The 17,357-nt window shown below is 70.8% G+C and carries 14 protein-coding genes, 1 pseudogene and 1 riboswitch; of the genes and pseudogenes, 13 read left to right on the top strand and 2 right to left on the bottom strand.

Annotated features, from left to right (window positions below):
- The first annotated feature begins 97 nt into the window (after positions 1-97).
- The 8 genes from shc to ACWD1U_RS10115 are packed head-to-tail and all read left to right on the top strand — an operon-like array spanning position 98 to position 9,199.
- Positions 98-2,209 (top strand): squalene--hopene cyclase, encoded by a 2,112-nt coding sequence (gene shc / locus ACWD1U_RS10150; RefSeq protein ID WP_451106134.1) that lies wholly within the window; start codon positions 98-100, stop codon positions 2,207-2,209.
- Complete coding sequence (locus ACWD1U_RS10145; RefSeq protein ID WP_451106132.1) at positions 2,209-2,850, top strand: phosphorylase family protein; 642 nt, start codon at positions 2,209-2,211, stop codon at positions 2,848-2,850. Before shc ends, ACWD1U_RS10145 begins: the two co-directional genes overlap by 1 nt.
- 5 nt (positions 2,851-2,855) lie before the next feature.
- Positions 2,856-3,878, top strand: a complete 1,023-nt coding sequence (gene hpnH / locus ACWD1U_RS10140) for an adenosyl-hopene transferase HpnH (RefSeq protein ID WP_451106130.1) — start codon at positions 2,856-2,858, stop codon at positions 3,876-3,878.
- Positions 3,879-3,882: 4 nt separating this feature from the next.
- Positions 3,883-5,040: a flavodoxin-dependent (E)-4-hydroxy-3-methylbut-2-enyl-diphosphate synthase gene (gene ispG, locus ACWD1U_RS10135; RefSeq protein WP_451106128.1), complete on the top strand. Its 1,158-nt coding sequence runs from the start codon at positions 3,883-3,885 to the stop codon at positions 5,038-5,040.
- A gap of 28 nt (positions 5,041-5,068) precedes the next feature.
- Entirely contained in the window at positions 5,069-6,964 is a 1,896-nt protein-coding gene (dxs, locus tag ACWD1U_RS10130; protein ID WP_451106126.1) for a 1-deoxy-D-xylulose-5-phosphate synthase, read from the top strand.
- Positions 6,961-8,376 (top strand): aspartate aminotransferase family protein, encoded by a 1,416-nt coding sequence (locus ACWD1U_RS10125; protein WP_451106124.1) that lies wholly within the window; start codon positions 6,961-6,963, stop codon positions 8,374-8,376. The genes dxs and ACWD1U_RS10125 overlap by 4 nt, the downstream gene beginning before the upstream one ends.
- Positions 8,377-8,435: 59 nt before the next feature.
- Positions 8,436-9,083 carry a helix-turn-helix domain-containing protein gene (locus ACWD1U_RS10120; protein WP_451106123.1) on the top strand — a complete coding sequence of 216 codons (648 nt, stop codon included), beginning with the start codon at positions 8,436-8,438 and terminating at the stop codon, positions 9,081-9,083.
- Positions 9,080-9,199, top strand: a complete 120-nt coding sequence (locus tag ACWD1U_RS10115) for a DUF6126 family protein (protein WP_451106121.1) — start codon at positions 9,080-9,082, stop codon at positions 9,197-9,199. Before ACWD1U_RS10120 ends, ACWD1U_RS10115 begins: the two co-directional genes overlap by 4 nt.
- 15 nt (positions 9,200-9,214) lie before the next feature.
- Here ACWD1U_RS10115 and ACWD1U_RS10110 read toward each other — a convergent pair whose 3' ends face one another.
- A complete protein-coding gene (locus tag ACWD1U_RS10110; protein WP_451106119.1) occupies positions 9,215-10,012 on the bottom strand; it encodes a tyrosine-protein phosphatase in 798 nt (265 codons plus the stop codon).
- Between the two features lie 179 nt (positions 10,013-10,191).
- Between ACWD1U_RS10110 and ACWD1U_RS10105 the strand changes: the two genes are divergently transcribed.
- The 4 genes from ACWD1U_RS10105 (at position 10,192) to ACWD1U_RS10090 (ending at position 14,966) form a co-directional block, all read left to right on the top strand.
- Complete coding sequence (locus ACWD1U_RS10105; RefSeq protein ID WP_451106117.1) at positions 10,192-12,267, top strand: alpha-galactosidase; 2,076 nt, start codon at positions 10,192-10,194, stop codon at positions 12,265-12,267.
- Positions 12,268-12,585: 318 nt separating this feature from the next.
- A riboswitch (cyclic di-AMP (ydaO/yuaA leader) is annotated at positions 12,586-12,740 on the top strand.
- A gap of 4 nt (positions 12,741-12,744) precedes the next feature.
- Positions 12,745-13,683 carry a M23 family metallopeptidase gene (locus ACWD1U_RS10100; protein WP_451106115.1) on the top strand — a complete coding sequence of 313 codons (939 nt, stop codon included), beginning with the start codon at positions 12,745-12,747 and terminating at the stop codon, positions 13,681-13,683.
- A gap of 70 nt (positions 13,684-13,753) precedes the next feature.
- The gene (locus ACWD1U_RS10095) at positions 13,754-14,035 is read left to right on the top strand and encodes a DUF6250 domain-containing protein (protein WP_451106113.1); all 282 of its coding nucleotides are present in this window, start codon (positions 13,754-13,756) and stop codon (positions 14,033-14,035) included.
- A gap of 145 nt (positions 14,036-14,180) precedes the next feature.
- Complete coding sequence (locus ACWD1U_RS10090) at positions 14,181-14,966, top strand: SGNH/GDSL hydrolase family protein (RefSeq protein ID WP_451106419.1); 786 nt, start codon at positions 14,181-14,183, stop codon at positions 14,964-14,966.
- Positions 14,967-15,348: 382 nt separating this feature from the next.
- Here ACWD1U_RS10090 and ACWD1U_RS10085 read toward each other — a convergent pair.
- Positions 15,349-15,567, bottom strand: a pseudogene (locus tag ACWD1U_RS10085) (glutamate dehydrogenase); the annotation flags it as partial.
- A gap of 140 nt (positions 15,568-15,707) precedes the next feature.
- Here ACWD1U_RS10085 and ACWD1U_RS10080 point away from each other — a divergent pair.
- Positions 15,708-16,973: an MBL fold metallo-hydrolase gene (locus ACWD1U_RS10080; RefSeq protein ID WP_451106112.1), complete on the top strand. Its 1,266-nt coding sequence runs from the start codon at positions 15,708-15,710 to the stop codon at positions 16,971-16,973.
- Positions 16,974-17,357 lie beyond the last annotated feature (384 nt).

Genomic DNA, 17,357 nt, shown 5'->3' with positions numbered 1-17,357 from the left:
GTAGTCGCCGGCCGGTGCCGCGAGCCAGTACGGAGCACCGGCCGACGGCGGACCCACAGCAGATGCACACCTTGCACCACTGCACGAAGGGGAAGCCATGACAGCGACGACCGACGGAAGCACCGGGGCCCTGCCACCCCGCGCCACCGCGGCCAGCGACACCGACACGGACACCCCCGGGGCGGCCGGGGTACCGGAAGCCGCCGCTCGCGCCGCCCGGCGCGCCACGGACTTCCTGCTCTCCCGCCAGGACTCCCAGGGCTGGTGGAAGGGCGACCTCGAGACCAACGTCACGATGGATGCCGAGGATCTGCTGCTCCGTCAGTTCCTCGGCATCCGCGACGAGAAGACCACGCAGGCCGCCGCGCTCTTCATCCGCGGCGAGCAGCGCGAGGACGGCACCTGGGGCACCTTCTACGGCGGCCCCGGCGAGCTCTCCGCGTCCATCGAGGCCTACGTCGCCCTCCGCCTGGCCGGTGACGCGCCCGACGCCCCGCACATGGCGAAGGCCTCCGCCTGGATCCGCGCGCGGGGCGGCATCGCCGCCGCCCGGGTCTTCACCCGGATCTGGCTGGCCCTGTTCGGCTGGTGGAAGTGGGAGGACCTGCCCGAACTGCCGCCGGAGCTCATCTTCTTCCCGAAGTGGGTGCCGCTGAACATCTACGACTTCGGCTGCTGGGCCCGGCAGACGATCGTCCCGCTGACGATCGTCTCCGCGAAGCGGCCGGTACGCCCCGCGCCCTTCCCGCTCGACGAGCTGCACACCGACCCGGACCACCCGAGCCCGGCCAAGCCTCTTGCCGCGGCGCTCAGCTGGGACGGGGCCTTCCAGCGGATGGACAAGGGCCTGCACGCCCTGCGGAAGGTCGCGCCGCGCGGACTGCGCAGGGCCGCCATGAACTCCGCCGCCCGCTGGATCATCGAGCGGCAGGAGAACGACGGCTGCTGGGGCGGCATCCAGCCCCCCGCCGTGTACTCGATCATCGCCCTGCACCTGCTCGGCTACGACCTGGAGCACCCCGTGATGCGGGAGGGACTCGCGTCCCTGGACCGGTTCGCCGTGTGGCGCGAGGACGGGGCCCGGATGATCGAGGCCTGCCAGTCGCCGGTCTGGGACACCTGCCTCGCCGCGATCGCACTCGTGGACGCCGGACTGCCCGCCGATCACCCGCAGTTGGTGAAGGCGGCCGACTGGATGCTGGGCGAGGAGATCGTCCGGCCCGGCGACTGGTCGGTGCGGCGGCCGGAGCTGCCGCCCGGGGGCTGGGCGTTCGAGTTCCACAACGACAACTACCCCGACATCGACGACACCGCCGAGGTGATCCTCGCGTTGCGCCGGATCGCCCACCACGACCCGGAGCGGGTCGACAAGGCCATCGTGCGCGGCATGCGCTGGACGCTCGGCATGCAGTCGAAGAACGGCGCGTGGGCCGCCTTCGACGTCGACAACACCAGCCCCTTCCCGAACCGGCTTCCGTTCTGCGACTTCGGCGAGGTCATCGACCCACCCTCCGCCGACGTCACCGCGCACGTCGTGGAGATGCTCGCCGTGGAGGGCCTCGCCCACGACCCGCGCACCCGGCGGGGCATCGAGTGGCTGCTCGCCGAGCAGGAACCGGACGGCTCCTGGTTCGGGCGCTGGGGCGTCAACTACGTCTACGGCACCGGGTCCGTCGTCCCGGCCCTGACCGCCGCCGGCATCCCGGCCGCGCACCCGGCGATCCGCCGTGCCGTGGCCTGGCTGGAGTCGGTCCAGAACGACGACGGCGGCTGGGGCGAGGACCTGCGCTCCTACCAGGACGTCGCGGAGTGGAGCGGCAGGGGCGCCTCGACCGCCTCGCAGACGGCGTGGGCGCTGATGGCCCTGCTCGCGGCGGGGGAACGGGACTCCAAGGCCGTCGAACGCGGTGTCGAGTGGCTCGCCGCCACCCAGCGGGAGGACGGCTCCTGGGACGAGCCGTACTTCACGGGGACCGGCTTCCCCTGGGACTTCTCGATCAACTACCACCTCTACCGGCAGGTCTTCCCGCTCACGGCGCTCGGCCGGTACCTGCACGGGGAGCCCTTCGCCGAGAAGGTCCAGGGAGGCCAGGAGAGCGGGAGGCCGCTCACCGAGGCAAAGGCGGGCGGGGAGACCGCACGGCCGCTCGCCGACGCCGGGGGAAGCGGAGAGGTTGGGACACTGCTCTTCGAGGCCAAGGGGAGTTGATGAGCGCTCAGCCCGCCCCGGTCCCGCTGCTGATCGCCTGCGCGCTCGGCATCGAGCAGTTCGCCCTGCGCGCGGGCGGCCGGGGCGGCCCCGGCGGGCCGGTCACCGTGCTGCGGACCGGGATGGGACCGGCGGCGGCCGAGCGGGCCGTCAGGCGGATGCTCGCCGACCCGGCCCTGCGCGACGCCGCCGTGCTCGCCACCGGCTTCTGCGCGGGGCTCGCGCCGGGCATGCACCCCGGCGACCTGGTGGTCGCCGAGGAGACCCGCGACCCGCACGGCACGACCCCTTGCGTGGGGACGGAGCTGCTGGTCAAGGCGCTGGCCCGCGCCGTGCCCGGGCGGACCGTGCACACCGGGCCGCTCACCGGCTCCGACCACGTCGTACGCGGTCCCGAACGCTCCGCTCTGCGCGCCACCGGCGCGATCGCGGTCGACATGGAGTCCGCGGTCACGCTCCTGAGCGCGGTGCGCGGGGGCGAGCGCCCGGTTGCGGCCGTCCGGGTGGTCGTGGACGCTCCTGAACATGAACTCGTCCGGATCGGCACGGTGCGCGGTGGAATATCAGCTTTCCGTGTCCTTCGCTCCGTCCTTCCCGCTTTCTTCGAATGGCACCGTTCCTTGCTGCTCCCCAGGAGGTGAGCCAGATGGCCATGCCGCTCCGACAGTCCATCAAGGTCGCTACATACTTGGCTGAACAAAAGCTCCGCCGACGGGACAAGTTCCCGCTGATCGTCGAGCTGGAGCCGTTGTTCGCCTGCAACCTCAAGTGCGAGGGGTGCGGCAAGATCCAGCATCCGGCCGGGGTGCTGAAGCAACGGATGCCGGTCGCCCAGGCGGTGGGGGCGGTCATGGAGTCCGGTGCCCCGATGGTGTCCATCGCCGGGGGCGAGCCGCTGATGCACCCGCAGATCGACGAGATCGTGCGTCAGCTGGTGGCCAAGCGGAAGTACGTCTTCCTGTGCACCAACGCCATGCTGCTGCGCAAGAAGATGGAGAAGTTCCAGCCCTCTCCGTATTTCGCCTTCGCGGTGCACATCGACGGGCTGCGCGAGCGGCACGACGAGTCGGTGGCCAAGGAGGGCGTGTTCGACGAGGCGGTGGAGGCGATCAAGGAGGCCAAGCGGCGCGGCTTCCGGGTCACCACCAACTCGACCTTCTTCAACACCGACACCCCGCAGACCATCGTCGAGGTGCTGAACTTCCTCAATGACGACCTCCAGGTCGACGAGATGATGATCTCGCCCGCCTACGCCTACGAGAAGGCCCCCGACCAGGAGCACTTCCTGGGCGTGGAGCAGACCCGCGAGTTGTTCAAGAAGGCCTTCTCCGGCGGCAACCGGCGGCGCTGGCGGCTGAACCACTCCCCGCTCTTCCTCGACTTCCTGGAGGGCAAGGTCGACTTCCCGTGCACGGCGTGGGCGATCCCGAACTACTCGCTGTTCGGCTGGCAGCGCCCCTGCTACCTGATGAGCGACGGGTACGTGCCGACGTACCGGGAACTGGTCGAGGACACCGACTGGGACAAGTACGGCCGCGGCAAGGACCCGCGCTGCGCCAACTGCATGGCGCACTGCGGCTACGAGCCCACCGCCGTCCTCGCCACCATGGGATCGCTGAAGGAGTCCCTGCGCGCCATGCGCGAGACGGTCTCCGGGAACCGGGAGTGACACCATGACCGCCATTTCGCTGGGTGTCCCCGAGGTTCCGGTCCGGCCGGTCGCCGAGCGGCGCGCGTCGCGCCGGATCCAGGTCGGTCCGGTGCCCGTCGGGGGCGGGGCCCCGGTGTCCGTGCAGTCGATGACGACGACCCGTACGTCGGACATCGGCGCCACGCTGCAGCAGATCGCCGAACTCACCGCGTCCGGCTGCCAGATCGTCCGGGTCGCCTGCCCCACGCAGGACGACGCGGACGCGCTGGCCACCATCGCGCGCAAGTCACAGATCCCGGTGATCGCGGACATCCACTTCCAGCCCAAGTACGTCTTCGCGGCCATCGAGGCGGGCTGCGCGGCCGTGCGCGTCAACCCCGGCAACATCAAGCAGTTCGACGACCGGGTCAAGGAGATCGCCCAGGCGGCCAAGGACCACGGCACCCCGATCCGGATCGGGGTCAACGCCGGGTCGCTGGACCGCAGGCTGCTGCAGAAGTACGGCAAGGCGACCCGGGAGGCGCTCGTCGAGAGTGCCCTGTGGGAGGCCTCGCTGTTCGAGGAGCACGGCTTCCGTGACATCAAGATCTCCGTCAAGCACAACGACCCGGTCGTGATGATCGAGGCCTACCGGCAGCTCGCCGAGCAGTGCGACTACCCGCTGCACCTGGGCGTGACGGAGGCGGGCCCGGCGTTCCAGGGCACGATCAAGTCGGCGGTGGCGTTCGGCGCGCTGCTGTCCCGGGGCATCGGCGACACGATCCGGGTGTCGCTGTCGGCGCCGCCGGCCGAGGAGGTCAAGGTCGGCATCCAGATCCTGCAGTCGCTGGGGCTCAGGGAACGCCGGCTGGAGATCGTGTCGTGCCCGTCCTGCGGGCGCGCCCAGGTCGACGTGTACAAGCTGGCCGAGGAGGTCACGGCCGGACTCGAGGGCATGGAGGTGCCGCTGCGCGTCGCCGTCATGGGCTGCGTCGTCAACGGACCCGGCGAGGCGCGGGAGGCCGATCTGGGGGTGGCCTCCGGAAACGGCAAGGGGCAGATCTTCGTGAAGGGCGAGGTCATCAGGACCGTCCCCGAGTCGAAGATCGTCGAGACGCTGATCGACGAGGCGATGAAACTCGCCGAGCAGATGGAGCAGGACCGCGTGGGGCCGGGGGAGCCCGCCGTCACCGTGAGCTGAGCAGCACGGAACCGAAGGGGGCCCGAGCGTGACGCTGCTGGAGAACATCCGGGGACCACGTGACCTGAAGGCGCTGTCCGAGGCTGAACTGGGGGAACTGTCCGGCGAGATCAGGGAGTTCCTGGTGCACGCGGTCGCCAGGACCGGCGGGCATCTGGGACCCAACCTGGGCGTGGTCGAGCTGACCGTCGCCCTGCACCGGGTCTTCGAGTCACCGGTCGACCGCATCCTGTGGGACACCGGCCACCAGAGCTACGTCCACAAACTGCTGACCGGACGCCAGGACTTCTCCAAGCTGCGCGGCAAGGGCGGCCTGTCCGGCTACCCCTCGCGCGAGGAGTCCGAGCACGACGTCATCGAGAACAGCCACGCCTCTGCTTCACTCGGCTGGGCCGACGGGCTCGCCAAGGCCCGCCAGGTGCGGGGGGAGAAGGGCCACGTCGTCGCGGTCATCGGTGACGGGGCGCTCACCGGCGGCATGGCCTGGGAGGCCCTGAACAACATCGCGGCCGCCAAGAACCGCCCACTGATCATCGTCGTCAACGACAACGAACGCTCCTACGCCCCGACCATCGGCGGCCTCGCCGACCACCTCGCGACGCTGCGCACGACCGACGGCTACGAGCGGGTTCTGGCCTGGGGCAAGGACGTGCTCCAGGCCACGCCCCTGGTCGGCAACACCGTCTACGAGGCCCTGCACGGCGCGAAGAAGGGCTTCAAGGACGCGTTCGCCCCGCAGGGCCTCTTCGAGGACCTGGGCCTGAAGTACGTCGGCCCGATCGACGGACACGACATCGGGGCCGTGGAGTCCGCGCTGCGGCGCGCGAAACGCTTCCACGGGCCGGTCCTCGTCCACTGCCTCACGGAGAAGGGCTGCGGCTACGAGCCCGCCCTCGCCCACGAGGAGGATCACTTCCACACCGTCGGCGTCATGGACCCGCTGACCTGCGTGCCGCTGTCCCCAGCGGGAGGCCCCTCCTGGACCTCGGTGTTCGGCGACGAGATCGTGCGGATCGGGGAGGAGCGGGAGGACGTGGTGGCGATCACCGCCGCCATGCTGCATCCGGTCGGCCTCGGGAAGTTCGCCGAGCGGTTCCCGGACCGGGTGTGGGACGTCGGCATCGCCGAGCAGCACGCGGCCGTGTCCGCGGCGGGCCTGGCGACGGGGGGCCTGCACCCGGTCGTCGCCGTCTACGCCACCTTCCTCAACCGGGCCTTCGACCAGCTCCTGATGGACGTGGCGCTGCACCGCTGCGGCGTGACCTTCGTCCTGGACCGGGCCGGAGTCACCGGTGTCGACGGGGCCTCCCACAACGGCATGTGGGACATGTCCGTCCTCCAGGTCGTTCCCGGGCTGCGGATCGCCGCACCGCGGGACGCCGGCCAGCTGCGGGCCCAGCTGCGCGAGGCCGTCGCCGTCGACGACGCGCCGACGCTGCTGCGCTTCCCGAAGGAGTCCGTGGGCCCGGCGGTCCCGGCGGTGGACCGGGTGGGCGGACTGGACGTGCTGCACCGCGCCGACGACCCCGAGGTGCTCCTGGTCGCCGTCGGCGTCATGGCGCCGGTCTGCCTCCAGGCCGCCGAGCTGCTCGCAGCGCGCGACATAGGCTGCACCGTCGTCGATCCCCGCTGGGTCAAGCCCGTCGGCCCGGAGCTGCCCGGCCTCGCCGCGAAGCACCGACTGGTCGCCGTCGTCGAGGACAACAGCCGGGCCGCCGGGGTCGGCTCGGCCGTGGCGCTGGCCCTCGGTGACGCCGAAGTCGACGTGCCCGTACGGCGCTTCGGCATCCCGGAGCAGTTCCTCGCGCACGCCAAGCGCGGCGAGGTGCTCGCCGACATCGGCCTGACACCCGTCGAGGTCGCCGGACGGATCAGCGCGAGCCTGACCGTCAAGGAAGAGCAGTCCAAGGAGCCACAGGAATGACCACCGCCGAATCCGCGTCGGAGTCGTCGAAAGCCGGGGAGTTCGACCTCGGCAAGCTGCTGGCCGAGCGCGGAGCCGAGCGCTACGAGCTGCACACCCGGTACCTCAACCACCAGCTCCCGCGCATGCTGCACACCATCGGCTTCGACAAGGTCTACGAGCGCGCCGAGGGCGCCTACTTCTACGACGCGGACGGCAACGACTACCTGGACATGCTCGCCGGGTTCGGGGTGATGGGGCTCGGCCGCCACCACCCCGTCGTCCGCAAGGCGCTGCACGACGTCCTTGACGCCGGCCTCGCCGACCTCACCCGCTTCGACTGCCAGCCGCTGCCGGGCCTGCTGGCCGAGAAGCTCCTCGCGCACAGCCCCCACCTGGACCGGGTGTTCTTCGGCAACAGCGGCACGGAGGCGGTCGAGGGAGCGCTGAAGTTCGCACGGTTCGTCACCGGCAGGCCCAGGATCCTGTACTGCGCGCACGCCTTCCACGGCCTGACCACCGGCTCCCTCTCCGTCAACGGCGAGTCCGCCTTCCGGGACGGCTTCGCCCCGCTGCTGCCCGACACGGCCGTACGCCTCGGCGATCTCGACGCCCTGGAGCGGGAGCTGAAGAAGGGCGATGTCGCCGCCCTGATCATCGAGCCGATCCAGGGCAAGGGCGTGCTGGAGGGCCCGCCCGGCTGGCTGCGGGCCGCGCAGGAGCTGCTGCACCGGCACAAGGCGCTGCTCATCGCCGACGAGGTGCAGACGGGCCTCGGCCGGACCGGTGACTTCTACGGCTACCAGCACGAGGACGGCGTGGAGCCCGACCTGGTGTGCGTGGCCAAGGCGCTGTCCGGCGGCTATGCGCCCGTGGGCGCCACCATCGGCAAGGACTGGATCTTCAAGAAGGTCTACTCGTCCATGGACCGGGTCCTGGTCCACTCGGCGAGCTTCGGGTCCAACGCGCAGGCCATGGCGGCCGGCCTGGCGGTGCTGTCGGTGATGGAGAACGAGCAGATCGTCGCCAAGGTCCGTGCCACGGGGGAGCAGCTCCGGTCGCGGCTGGCGGCGCTGACGGACCGGTACGAGATGCTCGCCGAGGTCCGCGGCCGGGGCTTGATGATCGGCATCGAGTTCGGCCGGCCGAAGTCGCTGAAGCTGCGCAGCCGCTGGACCGTGCTTCAGGCCGCGCGCAAGGGACTGTTCGCCCAGATGGTCGTGGTGCCGCTGCTGCGCAGGCACCGGATCCTCACCCAGGTCTCCGGCGACCACATGGAGGTGATCAAGCTCATCCCGCCGCTGATCATCGGGGAGCGGGAGGTGGACCGGTTCGTCGACGCCTTCACGGCCGTGATGGACGACGCGCACAACGGCGGGCTGATGTGGGACTTCGGCAAGACGCTCGTCAAGCAGGCGGTCGCCGACCACTGATCCTTTTGCCTGTGAGGCAAGAGATTTGCCGCTGAGGCAAGGCTCCGGCTAATGGAGCCGTGAGTTCCTCCGAGACCGAGCGGCCCCTGGGAGCCGATTCGTCGGCCGACCAGGCGCCCGGCATGCTGCCGGCCGTCGTCGCACCCCGGCTGCGGGCGCTGCGGCGCCAGGCCTCCCTGACGCTGGAGACCGCGGCCCGCGCCGCCGGGCTGTCGCCCGCCCACCTCTCCCGTCTGGAGACCGGGCAGCGCCAGCCCTCGCTGCCGATGCTGCTCGCGCTCGCCCGCGTCTACGGTACGACGGTCTCCGAACTGCTCGGCAAGACGGTCGCCGATCGGGACGCGGTCATCCGCGCGGCCGACATGGAACCGACCACGGCGGGCGGCTGGACCTGCTGGCAGGCCGGCGGCCCCGGCTGCGGGATGCAGGCCCTGCGGGTCCACGTCCCGTACGGCGCCCAGGGCGACATCGTGCGCGTCCACCCCGGGGAGGAATGGCTCCATGCCCTGCGCGGTCGGCTTCGGCTGCGCCTCGGGGACGCCGCACACCGGCTGGAGGCCGGCGACAGTGCCCACTTCGACTCGCTCACCCCGCACCGGATCGCCGCCGAGGACCACGACGGCGTCGAGCTGCTCTTCGTCCACACCCTGCTGCAGAGCCCGACGGCCGCCCTGTGCCTTGGTCCCACGCCTGGGGACCTGTCATGAGCAACATGGAGGAGAAGTTCCCCCGCGCCCTGTGGGTGCGGCTGCTCATCTGTCTCGTGCTGGGGCACGTCTTCGCCGCGTTCGTGTACCTGCTGTTCGAGGTGGGGGCGAAGTGACCGTCGGCTGGAGCCTCAGTCGAGGAGCCGCTCGCGCAGCCGCTCCCGGGTCTCCGGAGTGAGGCCGAGGCCCTTCTCCAGGTAGGTGTCGACGCCGCCCCAGGTCTCCTCGATGGTGTCGAAGGCCGCCGTCAGGTACTCGGCGCGTGCGTCGAAGAGGGGGCTGAGCAGCTCCATCACCTCGGGGGAGTAGGCCGAGGCGTGCGAGCTGCTGCGGTGCACCTTGTAGCGGCGGTGCTTGGCGTTCGACTTCAGGTAGTCGTCGACGATCGCCTCGCGCTCGACGCCCACGGCGAGCAGCGTCACCGCGACGGACAGGCCCGCGCGGTCCTTGCCCGCCGCGCAGTGCATCAGCGCGGGCACGCTGTCCTCGGCCAGCGCATGGAGCACCTGGGAGTGCTCGGCGGTGCGGTCCTTGATGATCATGCGGTAGGAGGCGATCATCCGGTCCGCGCCCTTGCCGTCCGCGAGGATCGCGCGCAGCTGGTCCAGGTCGCCGTCGCGGACCATTTTCCAGAACTCGGCGCCGTCGGCCGGGTCGCTCAGCGGCAGGTTCACATTGCGCACGCCCGGCAGCTCGACGTCCGGGCCTTCGAGCTTCTGGTCGGCCGCGTTGCGGAAGTCGAAGATCGTGTGCAGGCCCAGGGTGGTCAGGAAGGCGGCGTCCTCCCCGGTCGCGTGGGCGAGGTGGCCGCTGCGGAACAGCACTCCCTGCCGCACCCGCCGACCGTCCACGGTCGGAAGTCCGCCCACATCACGGAAGTTGCGCACTCCGGCCAGCTCGGGCTCGGTCGACGGGACCTGCTGTGTCACGAGGGCTCCTCCCCTTCGGCGCCGCCGGCGCGGCTCGTCGGCGGGCACCACACGACGATACGACATGCCTGCCTGGGGCAATGAGTTGTCCACAGGCGTTGCCCGGAGCCCCGGCAGCCCTTGATGATGTTGGGGCCTGGTCGCACCTGGTCGGGCTTGTTCGAATCTGTGAGGCCTTGATGCTGGACATCTCCGAAGACGGTCGTACGTGGGTGCTCTCGGGCCCGGCCAGTAGCTATGCCATCCATGTCACCGGCCGCGACGAGCTGCTGCACCTGCACTGGGGACCGCGCATCACCCTCGCCGACGCCGAGGCCCTCGCCGTCCGGCCGCTGCCTGACTACTGGCCCTTCGAGTCCCCGCTCGACGGGCGTGAGGAGTACCCGGTCGAGGGCGGCCCCCGTTTCGCCCGGCCCGCCCTGTCCGTCCGCACCGGCGAGCGGCGTGGCACCGAGTGGCTCTACGAGGGGCATGACGCCGGCGACGACGAGTTGCGGCTCCGCTTCCGTGACGGCGACCTGGCCGTCACGCTGCACTACCGGATGCGCTCCTCGACGGATGTCGTCGAGCGCTGGGTGACCCTGGACAATCAGGGCCCGGCCGTCGAGGTGCTGCGCGCCGACTCCGCCACCTGGACGCTGCCCGACCGCGACACCTGGCGGCTGTCCCAACTGCACGGCCGCTGGGGCGCCGAGTCCCGGCTGGCCCGCTCCGCCCTCACCCACGGCGAGAAGGTCATCGGCAGCCGCCGCGGCCACACCTCCCACCAGCACCTGCCGTGGGTCGCCCTCGACACCGACGCCACCGAGGAGAGCGGCGAGGTCTATGGCTGCGCCCTGGGCTGGTCCGGTTCCTGGCGCATCGCCGTGGCCCAACTCCCGGACGCACGCGTGCAGATCACCGGCGGCGCCGGCCACGACGACTCGGGCCTGCTGATGCTGGGCACGGGGGACTCGTACACGACCCCCGTCTTCGCCGGACTCTGGAGCGACGGCGGCTTCGGCGGGGCGAGCCGCGCCTGGCACGCCTATCAGCGGACCCACGTGATCCCGGACGCCGAGCGGGACCGGCCGGTGCTGTTCAATTCCTGGGAGGCCACCGAGTTCGACATCTCCGAGGAGCAGCAGCGGGCGCTGGCCGAGCGGGCCGCGGCCATGGGGGTCGAACTGTTCGTCGTCGACGACGGCTGGTTCGGGACGCGTACCAGCGACCGGGCCGGGCTCGGCGACTGGACCCCCAACCCCGACCGCTTCCCCGGCGGGCTCAGGCCGCTCGCCGACCAGGTGCACGACCTCGGCATGCAGTTCGGGATCTGGGTCGAGCCCGAGATGGTCAATCCGGACAGCGATCTGTATCGCGCCCACCCCGACTGGGTGCAGTACCAACCCGGACGAAAGCGGACGGAATTCCGCAATCAGCTCGTACTCAACCTTGCCCGCGAGGATGTTCAGGAGTACCTGTGGGAGCAGCTCGACGGGCTCCTCTCCAGTGCCCCGATCGACTACGTCAAGTGGGACTTCAACCGCTGCTTCACCGACGCCGGCTGGCCGGATGACTCTTATCCGCAGCGGCTGTGGGTCGACCACGTCCGGGGCTTGTACGCCCTGCTGGACCGGCTGCGGGCCGCCCACCCGGGCGTGGCCTTCGAGTCCTGCTCGGGCGGCGGCGGGCGGATCGACCTCGGGGTGCTGAGCCGGACGGACCAGGTGTGGACCTCGGACAACACCGACCCGCTCGACCGGCTCGCCGTCCAGCACGGCTTCAGCCAGATCCACCCGGCCCGGGTCATGGCCGCCTGGGTCACCGACAGCCCGAACGCCATGCTCAACCACCGGGCCAGCTCCCTGCGGTTCCGGTTCGTCAGCGCCATGGCCGGGGTGCTCGGTGTCGGCGGCGACCTCACGCGGTGGACGCAGGAGGAGCTCGCCGAGGCCCGGGAGTGGGTGGGGCTGTACAAGGAGATCCGGCCCGTGGTGCAGCGCGGCGACCTCTATCGGCTGCGGCCCCCGGAGGGTGGTCTGAGCGCGGTGCAGTACGTCCTCGGTGACGAGACCGTCGTCCTCGCCTGGCTCCAGGCGCAGCGCTACGGCGAGCCCGTGCCGGCGCTCCGGCTGCACGGTATCAACCCGGCAGCAACGTACGAATGCCTCGAAACGGGCGAAATTCACCGAGGCGCCGTGCTGTTGCATCACGGCCTGCGGGTCGGTCTGCGTGGCGACCTGGACGCTACTGTCGTCCACCTCAAACAGAAGTAGCCCTTATGTCCTAATGGGGGGCTTTCTCGCCATTTAGCCATAACGTGCCCCGATCGTAAAGGAGATGGGGTCGGGGTGCGTGACCATCGTCATATTCGTGACGATGCGTTGTTGCCATGTGCACGTAATTCTGGCGTTATTCAGGGTTCTTGGTGAAAGCCGGAGATCGGTAATCCACGCTGGGTGACGATGAAATGTGCCGACGCGTCAAGAAAAAGAGCTTCACAGGCAACCGCAAGCTTGTCCCATTGCGTCTTGGTCGCTTACGTTCCACACCAATCCGGACGGACGCCTAATCCTGCCGCCGCCCGGAGCCCCACACACTGACCCGACGTACGGCAGGAGCGGGGGACCCACAGGTAAGACGCCTGTTCCGGTTCCCGGAACGGCTTGGGGTTAAGCCGCGCCTGGGCGCGGCCGGGCATCTCCAGCCCGCACCCGACAGCTCACCTCGCAGGCGACGGAGAGGAATTCGCCATGCCCGCGAAGGGTAAGCACCGCCGCCCGAAGACCCAGCGTTTCACCCGTTCCATCGCCGTCGCCGGAACCGGCGGGGCCGCCCTCGCGCTTCCGCTCATGGGGGCCGCCGGCGCCCAGGCCGCCCCGCAGTCGGCTCCGCAAAAGGCCGTCCAGTCCGCTCCGGCCGCCGAGAAGAAGGCCGCCGAAAAGGCCACGGATACCCGCACGTACACCGTGAAGGCCGGCGACTGGCTCGCGAAGATCGCCGAGGACCAGCACGTCAGCGGCGGCTGGAAGAAGCTCTACGCGGACAACCGTGACGCGGTCGGCGACGACCCGTCGCTGATCCACCCGGGCCTCAAGCTCTCGATCGGCAAGAAGGCGGCCTCGAGCGAGAAGCCGTCCTCGTCCGCGCCGAAGGCCTCGGCCGAGAAGCCGGCGAAGAAGTCCTCCTCCGCCGAGTCGTCCGCGAAGGCGGAGACCGCCGCGAAGGCGGAGACCGCTGCGAAGCCGGCCGCCGCCAAGCCGGCCGCCCAGACCAACGCCGGCGGCTACACCCTCCCGGTGGCCGGTGCCGTCGTCGGCACGCCGTACCGCATGGCCGGCAGCATGTGGTCCAGCGGCTACCACACCGGTGTCGACTTCGTCGTCCCGACCGGCACCTCCCTGAAGGCCGTCGGCGCGGGCACGGTCGTTTCCGCCGGCTGGGGCGGCGCGTACGGCAACCAGGTCGTCATCAAGCTCGACGACGGCTACTACGCCCAGTACGCCCACCTGTCCCAGCTCTCGGTCTCGGCCGGCCAGACCGTGACCGCCGGGCAGCAGATCGGCCTGTCCGGTGCGACCGGCAACGTCACCGGACCGCACCTGCACTTCGAGATCCGCACCACGCCGGACTACGGCTCGGACGTGGACCCGGTCGCCTTCCTGCGCTCGCACGGCGTCTCCGTCGGCTGACCGACCGCACGACCACCTGCCCGACACGCGGCCGAAGGCCGGACCCCGATCCCCGGGTCCGGCCTTCGGTGTGTGCGCACCCATCAACAACTTCTGGAACGCGACCGACGTCCGGTCCCCGGACGCCCCCTTCGACACGCCGCGCGGGGGTGCCCTCGACGAGTACGACCACCCCACGGCCTGCTACGCCGGTTACGGCGACAACTGCGACCCCACCACCGGGCTCCGCCGTCACGTGGGTGAATCCGGCGTCCGCTCCCTGTTCCACGACCGCACCGAGACGCTGCTGGTCCCGAACCAACCGAACCGCACCGACCTCCGGATTTGGCGGTCCACTCCGAAACATCCCTGACAGGCTGCCTATTCCGGAGTTGGCGAACACTTTAGGAGTGGCCTTTCTCACCGCCCGTCAACCCCGGCCTACGGTCGCGTAGGTCACATTCGAGGGTGAATCATAAACGGCTGTGGCAGACGATTCGAAGAGTGACAGCAGAGCAGTGATCGGGTCGTACGTGGCGGTGGGGGACAGCTTCACCGAGGGCGTCGGTGATCCCGGCCCCGACGGGGCGTTCGTCGGCTGGGCCGACCGGTTCGCCGTCCTGCTCGCCGACCTCCGGCCTGAAGGCGACTTCCAGTACACCAACCTCGCCGTGCGCGGGAAGCTTCTCGACCAGATCGTGGCGGACCAGGTTCCGCGGGCCGTCGAAATGGCCCCCGACCTCGTCTCGTTCTGCGCCGGGGGCAACGACATCATCCGGCCCGGCACCGACCCGGACGAGGTGGCCGAGCGTTTCGAGCGGGCTCTCGCCCAGCTCACGGCCGTGGCCGGCACGGTGATGGTGACGACCGGATTCGACACCCGCGGCGTGCCCGTGCTCAAGCATCTGCGCGGCAAGATCGCTACGTACAACGGCCATGTCCGGGCCATCGCCGACCGGTACGGCTGCCCGGTGCTCGACCTGTGGTCCCTGCGCAGTGTCCAGGACCGCAGGGCGTGGGATGCCGACCGGCTGCACCTGTCGCCCGAGGGGCACACGCGCGTGGCGCTCCGGGCGGGCCAGGTGCTCGGCCTCGACGTGCCGGCCGACCCCGAGCAGCCCTGGCCACCGCTGCCGCCGCGCGGCACCCTCGACATCCGGCGCGACGACGTCCACTGGGCACGCGAGTTCCTGGTGCCGTGGATCGGGCGCCGGCTGCGCGGGCAGTCGTCGGGTGACCATGTGACGGCCAAGGGGGCACTGTCCCCGGCGGACATCCGGATGCGGATCGCTCCGGTGGCGTGAGGGTGCGGGTGCCTGCGGTGGCCTGTGGCTGGCCGGTGGGGGTGCGCGCTTGCGCATGACGCCGGTGGGTGGTCCGGGCCGCCGGGGGGTACGCCCTCGGAACGGCGTGATGGGGTGTCCTACCGGCTCACTGGCGTCGACGCGCCGACCGCTGCGGGCGGACACCCTGAGACGGCCCCTTCCGACGTCCGGCGGTTGCGGGAGCGTCACGGCTCCCGTCGCAGCGCCTTTGCCGGGCCCGCCCGCAGTGCCGCGAAACCTGTGGCCGGGCCGAGGCGGGTGACTACAGGGCCAGTTCACGCGACAGTGCCTCCTCCACCCACTGCTGCGCCCGCGTCCGCGGTACCGCGCCGGCGTAGGACGTCACATGGGCGGCGAGCCCGTCGATACCGCCCTCGGCGCCGCCGAGCGGCTTGTAGCGGTTCGCGGGGGCGTAGCGCAGGACTTCCTTCACGGTCATGCCGCGGGCGGGGCCCGTCACCTCGTCCAGGGTGCAGCCCGCCCGCATCCGCAGACCGCCGCCGGCGACACCGCGCACCAGCCGGTCGACGACCAGGAAGCCCTGCCGGCCGTGATGATCGGCCCGGGCCAGGGACAGCAGGGGGCTGGCCGCAGGGGAGCCTCCGCCACCGGGTTTCTGAATGGTCGGTCAGTATCTCCGTCAGTGGGACACCTGCGCCCCAGTGGTGTCGTAGGGGCCGACCATAATGGAAAGCCTGACCGACTCCACCTGGAGGTACCGTGGCCGGCTTCCGTACCCTGAGCTCCGGGCTCCGCGCGCTGCGGCCCGGGGCGTTCGGCGCGGACCCGCGCGGTGAGCGCATGGCGCGCATCCGCAGATCGCCCCATTTCAAGGACGGGGTCTTCCAGAACCCCGGCGGCGTCGCGCGGACCCGGCCCTCGGGCTCGGCCCTGGACTTCGCGAAGGTCTTCTTCGACAAGGAGACCCGCACCCGCCGCATACCCAACGGCACCGTGCCGGTGCACGCCACCACCCTCGCCGACATCGCCCGGCCCCCGGCCACCGGGCTGCGGCTGACCTGGATGGGGCACTCCAGCGTGCTCGCGGAGATCGACGGCCGGCGGGTCCTGTTCGACCCGGTGTGGGGCGAGCGCTGCTCCCCGTTCGCCTTCGCCGGTCCCAGGCGGCTGCACCCCGTGCCCCTGCCGCTCGCCGCGCTCGGCCCGGTGGACGTCGTGGTCATCTCGCACGACCACTACGACCACCTGGACATGCCCACCATCAAGGCTCTGGCCGGCACGGACACGCTGTTCGCGGTCCCGCTCGGCGTCGGTGCCCACCTGGAGCACTGGGGCGTGTCGGCCGGCCGGCTGCGCGAGCTGGACTGGCACGAGTCGACGAGGATCGGCGGCCTCACCCTGACCGCCACCCCGGCCCGGCACTTCTGCGGCCGGGGCCTGCGCAACACCCAGCACACGCTGTGGGCCTCCTGGGTCGTCGAAGGCGAGGAGCGCCGGATCTACCACAGCGGCGACACCGGCTACTTCGACGGCTTCAAGGAGATCGGTGCCGAGCACGGCCCGTTCGACGCCACGATGATCCAGATCGGCGCGTACTCCGGCTTCTGGCCCGACATCCACATGACGCCCGAGGAGGGCTTGCGCGCCCATCTCGACCTCCAGGGAGGACCGCAGCACGGACCGATGCTGCCGATTCACTGGGCCACCTTCAATCTGGCCACGCACCCGTGGGCGGAACCCGGCGAGGGGACGCTCGAGGCCGGGCGCGCCGTGGGCGCGCGGATCGCCCTGCCCCGGCCGGGCGAGCCCTTCGAGCCCACGGCCGGGACCGTCCCGTCCGAGCCGTGGTGGCGTGGGGTGGCGCTCGCCCCGGCGGGTGGCCGTCCGGTCGCGGAGGCCGTCTCCGACGCCACGATCAAGACCGTGTCGGACCGGGCAGCCCTGGCCCAGACCGACACAGTGAGTGACGAAGGGTGGAGGGGCGCCAAGGGGACCGAGGATTCCGGGACGCTCACGGCGGGCTGACCGGGGCCTACGGCAGACGGACGGCGAGGGGCCGGGGAGCAGATGGCTCCCCGGCCCCTCGCCGTTTCTGTATGACCCTTTCTGACCAGGTCGGATCGAACCATGACTGTTCTTGGCCGGATTCATATGGGGGTTATCGGTCTGTCGTACGAGAGCTCATACCAGAGCGGGACGCTCTCCGTATGAGTTTGTCAACTGCCCACCGCACATGATGCGCTGGCGACTACTGTCAGTGGCCGTCGGGAAACAGTGCGGATCAGGGAGCGGGGGACAGGCACGTGCAGGCGCAAGGCGGACGAGGGAGCCGACACGAGGGGGATCCCCGCTGCCCGCGCACCACCGACGCCGGCACGGGTGCCGCCGTCGGCCCCGGCCCGGGGCGGC

The organism is Streptomyces sp. NPDC002788, from assembly GCF_053592115.1.
This window is presented reverse-complemented; position numbering and strand designations above follow the sequence as displayed.

Excerpts from the sequence above, each read along its gene's own strand:
- ACWD1U_RS10105 (WP_451106117.1), top strand. The coding sequence starts at position 10,192 with ATGCTGGACATCTCCGAAGACGGTCGTACGTGGGTGCTCTCGGGCCCG.
- ispG (WP_451106128.1), top strand. The coding sequence starts at position 3,883 with ATGACCGCCATTTCGCTGGGTGTCCCCGAGGTTCCGGTCCGGCCGGTC.
- ACWD1U_RS10145 (WP_451106132.1), top strand. The coding sequence starts at position 2,209 with ATGAGCGCTCAGCCCGCCCCGGTCCCGCTGCTGATCGCCTGCGCGCTC.
- hpnH (WP_451106130.1), top strand. The coding sequence starts at position 2,856 with ATGGCCATGCCGCTCCGACAGTCCATCAAGGTCGCTACATACTTGGCT.
- ACWD1U_RS10100 (WP_451106115.1), top strand. The coding sequence starts at position 12,745 with ATGCCCGCGAAGGGTAAGCACCGCCGCCCGAAGACCCAGCGTTTCACC.
- ACWD1U_RS10125 (WP_451106124.1), top strand. The coding sequence starts at position 6,961 with ATGACCACCGCCGAATCCGCGTCGGAGTCGTCGAAAGCCGGGGAGTTC.
- ACWD1U_RS10115 (WP_451106121.1), top strand. The coding sequence starts at position 9,080 with ATGAGCAACATGGAGGAGAAGTTCCCCCGCGCCCTGTGGGTGCGGCTG.
- shc (WP_451106134.1), top strand. The coding sequence starts at position 98 with ATGACAGCGACGACCGACGGAAGCACCGGGGCCCTGCCACCCCGCGCC.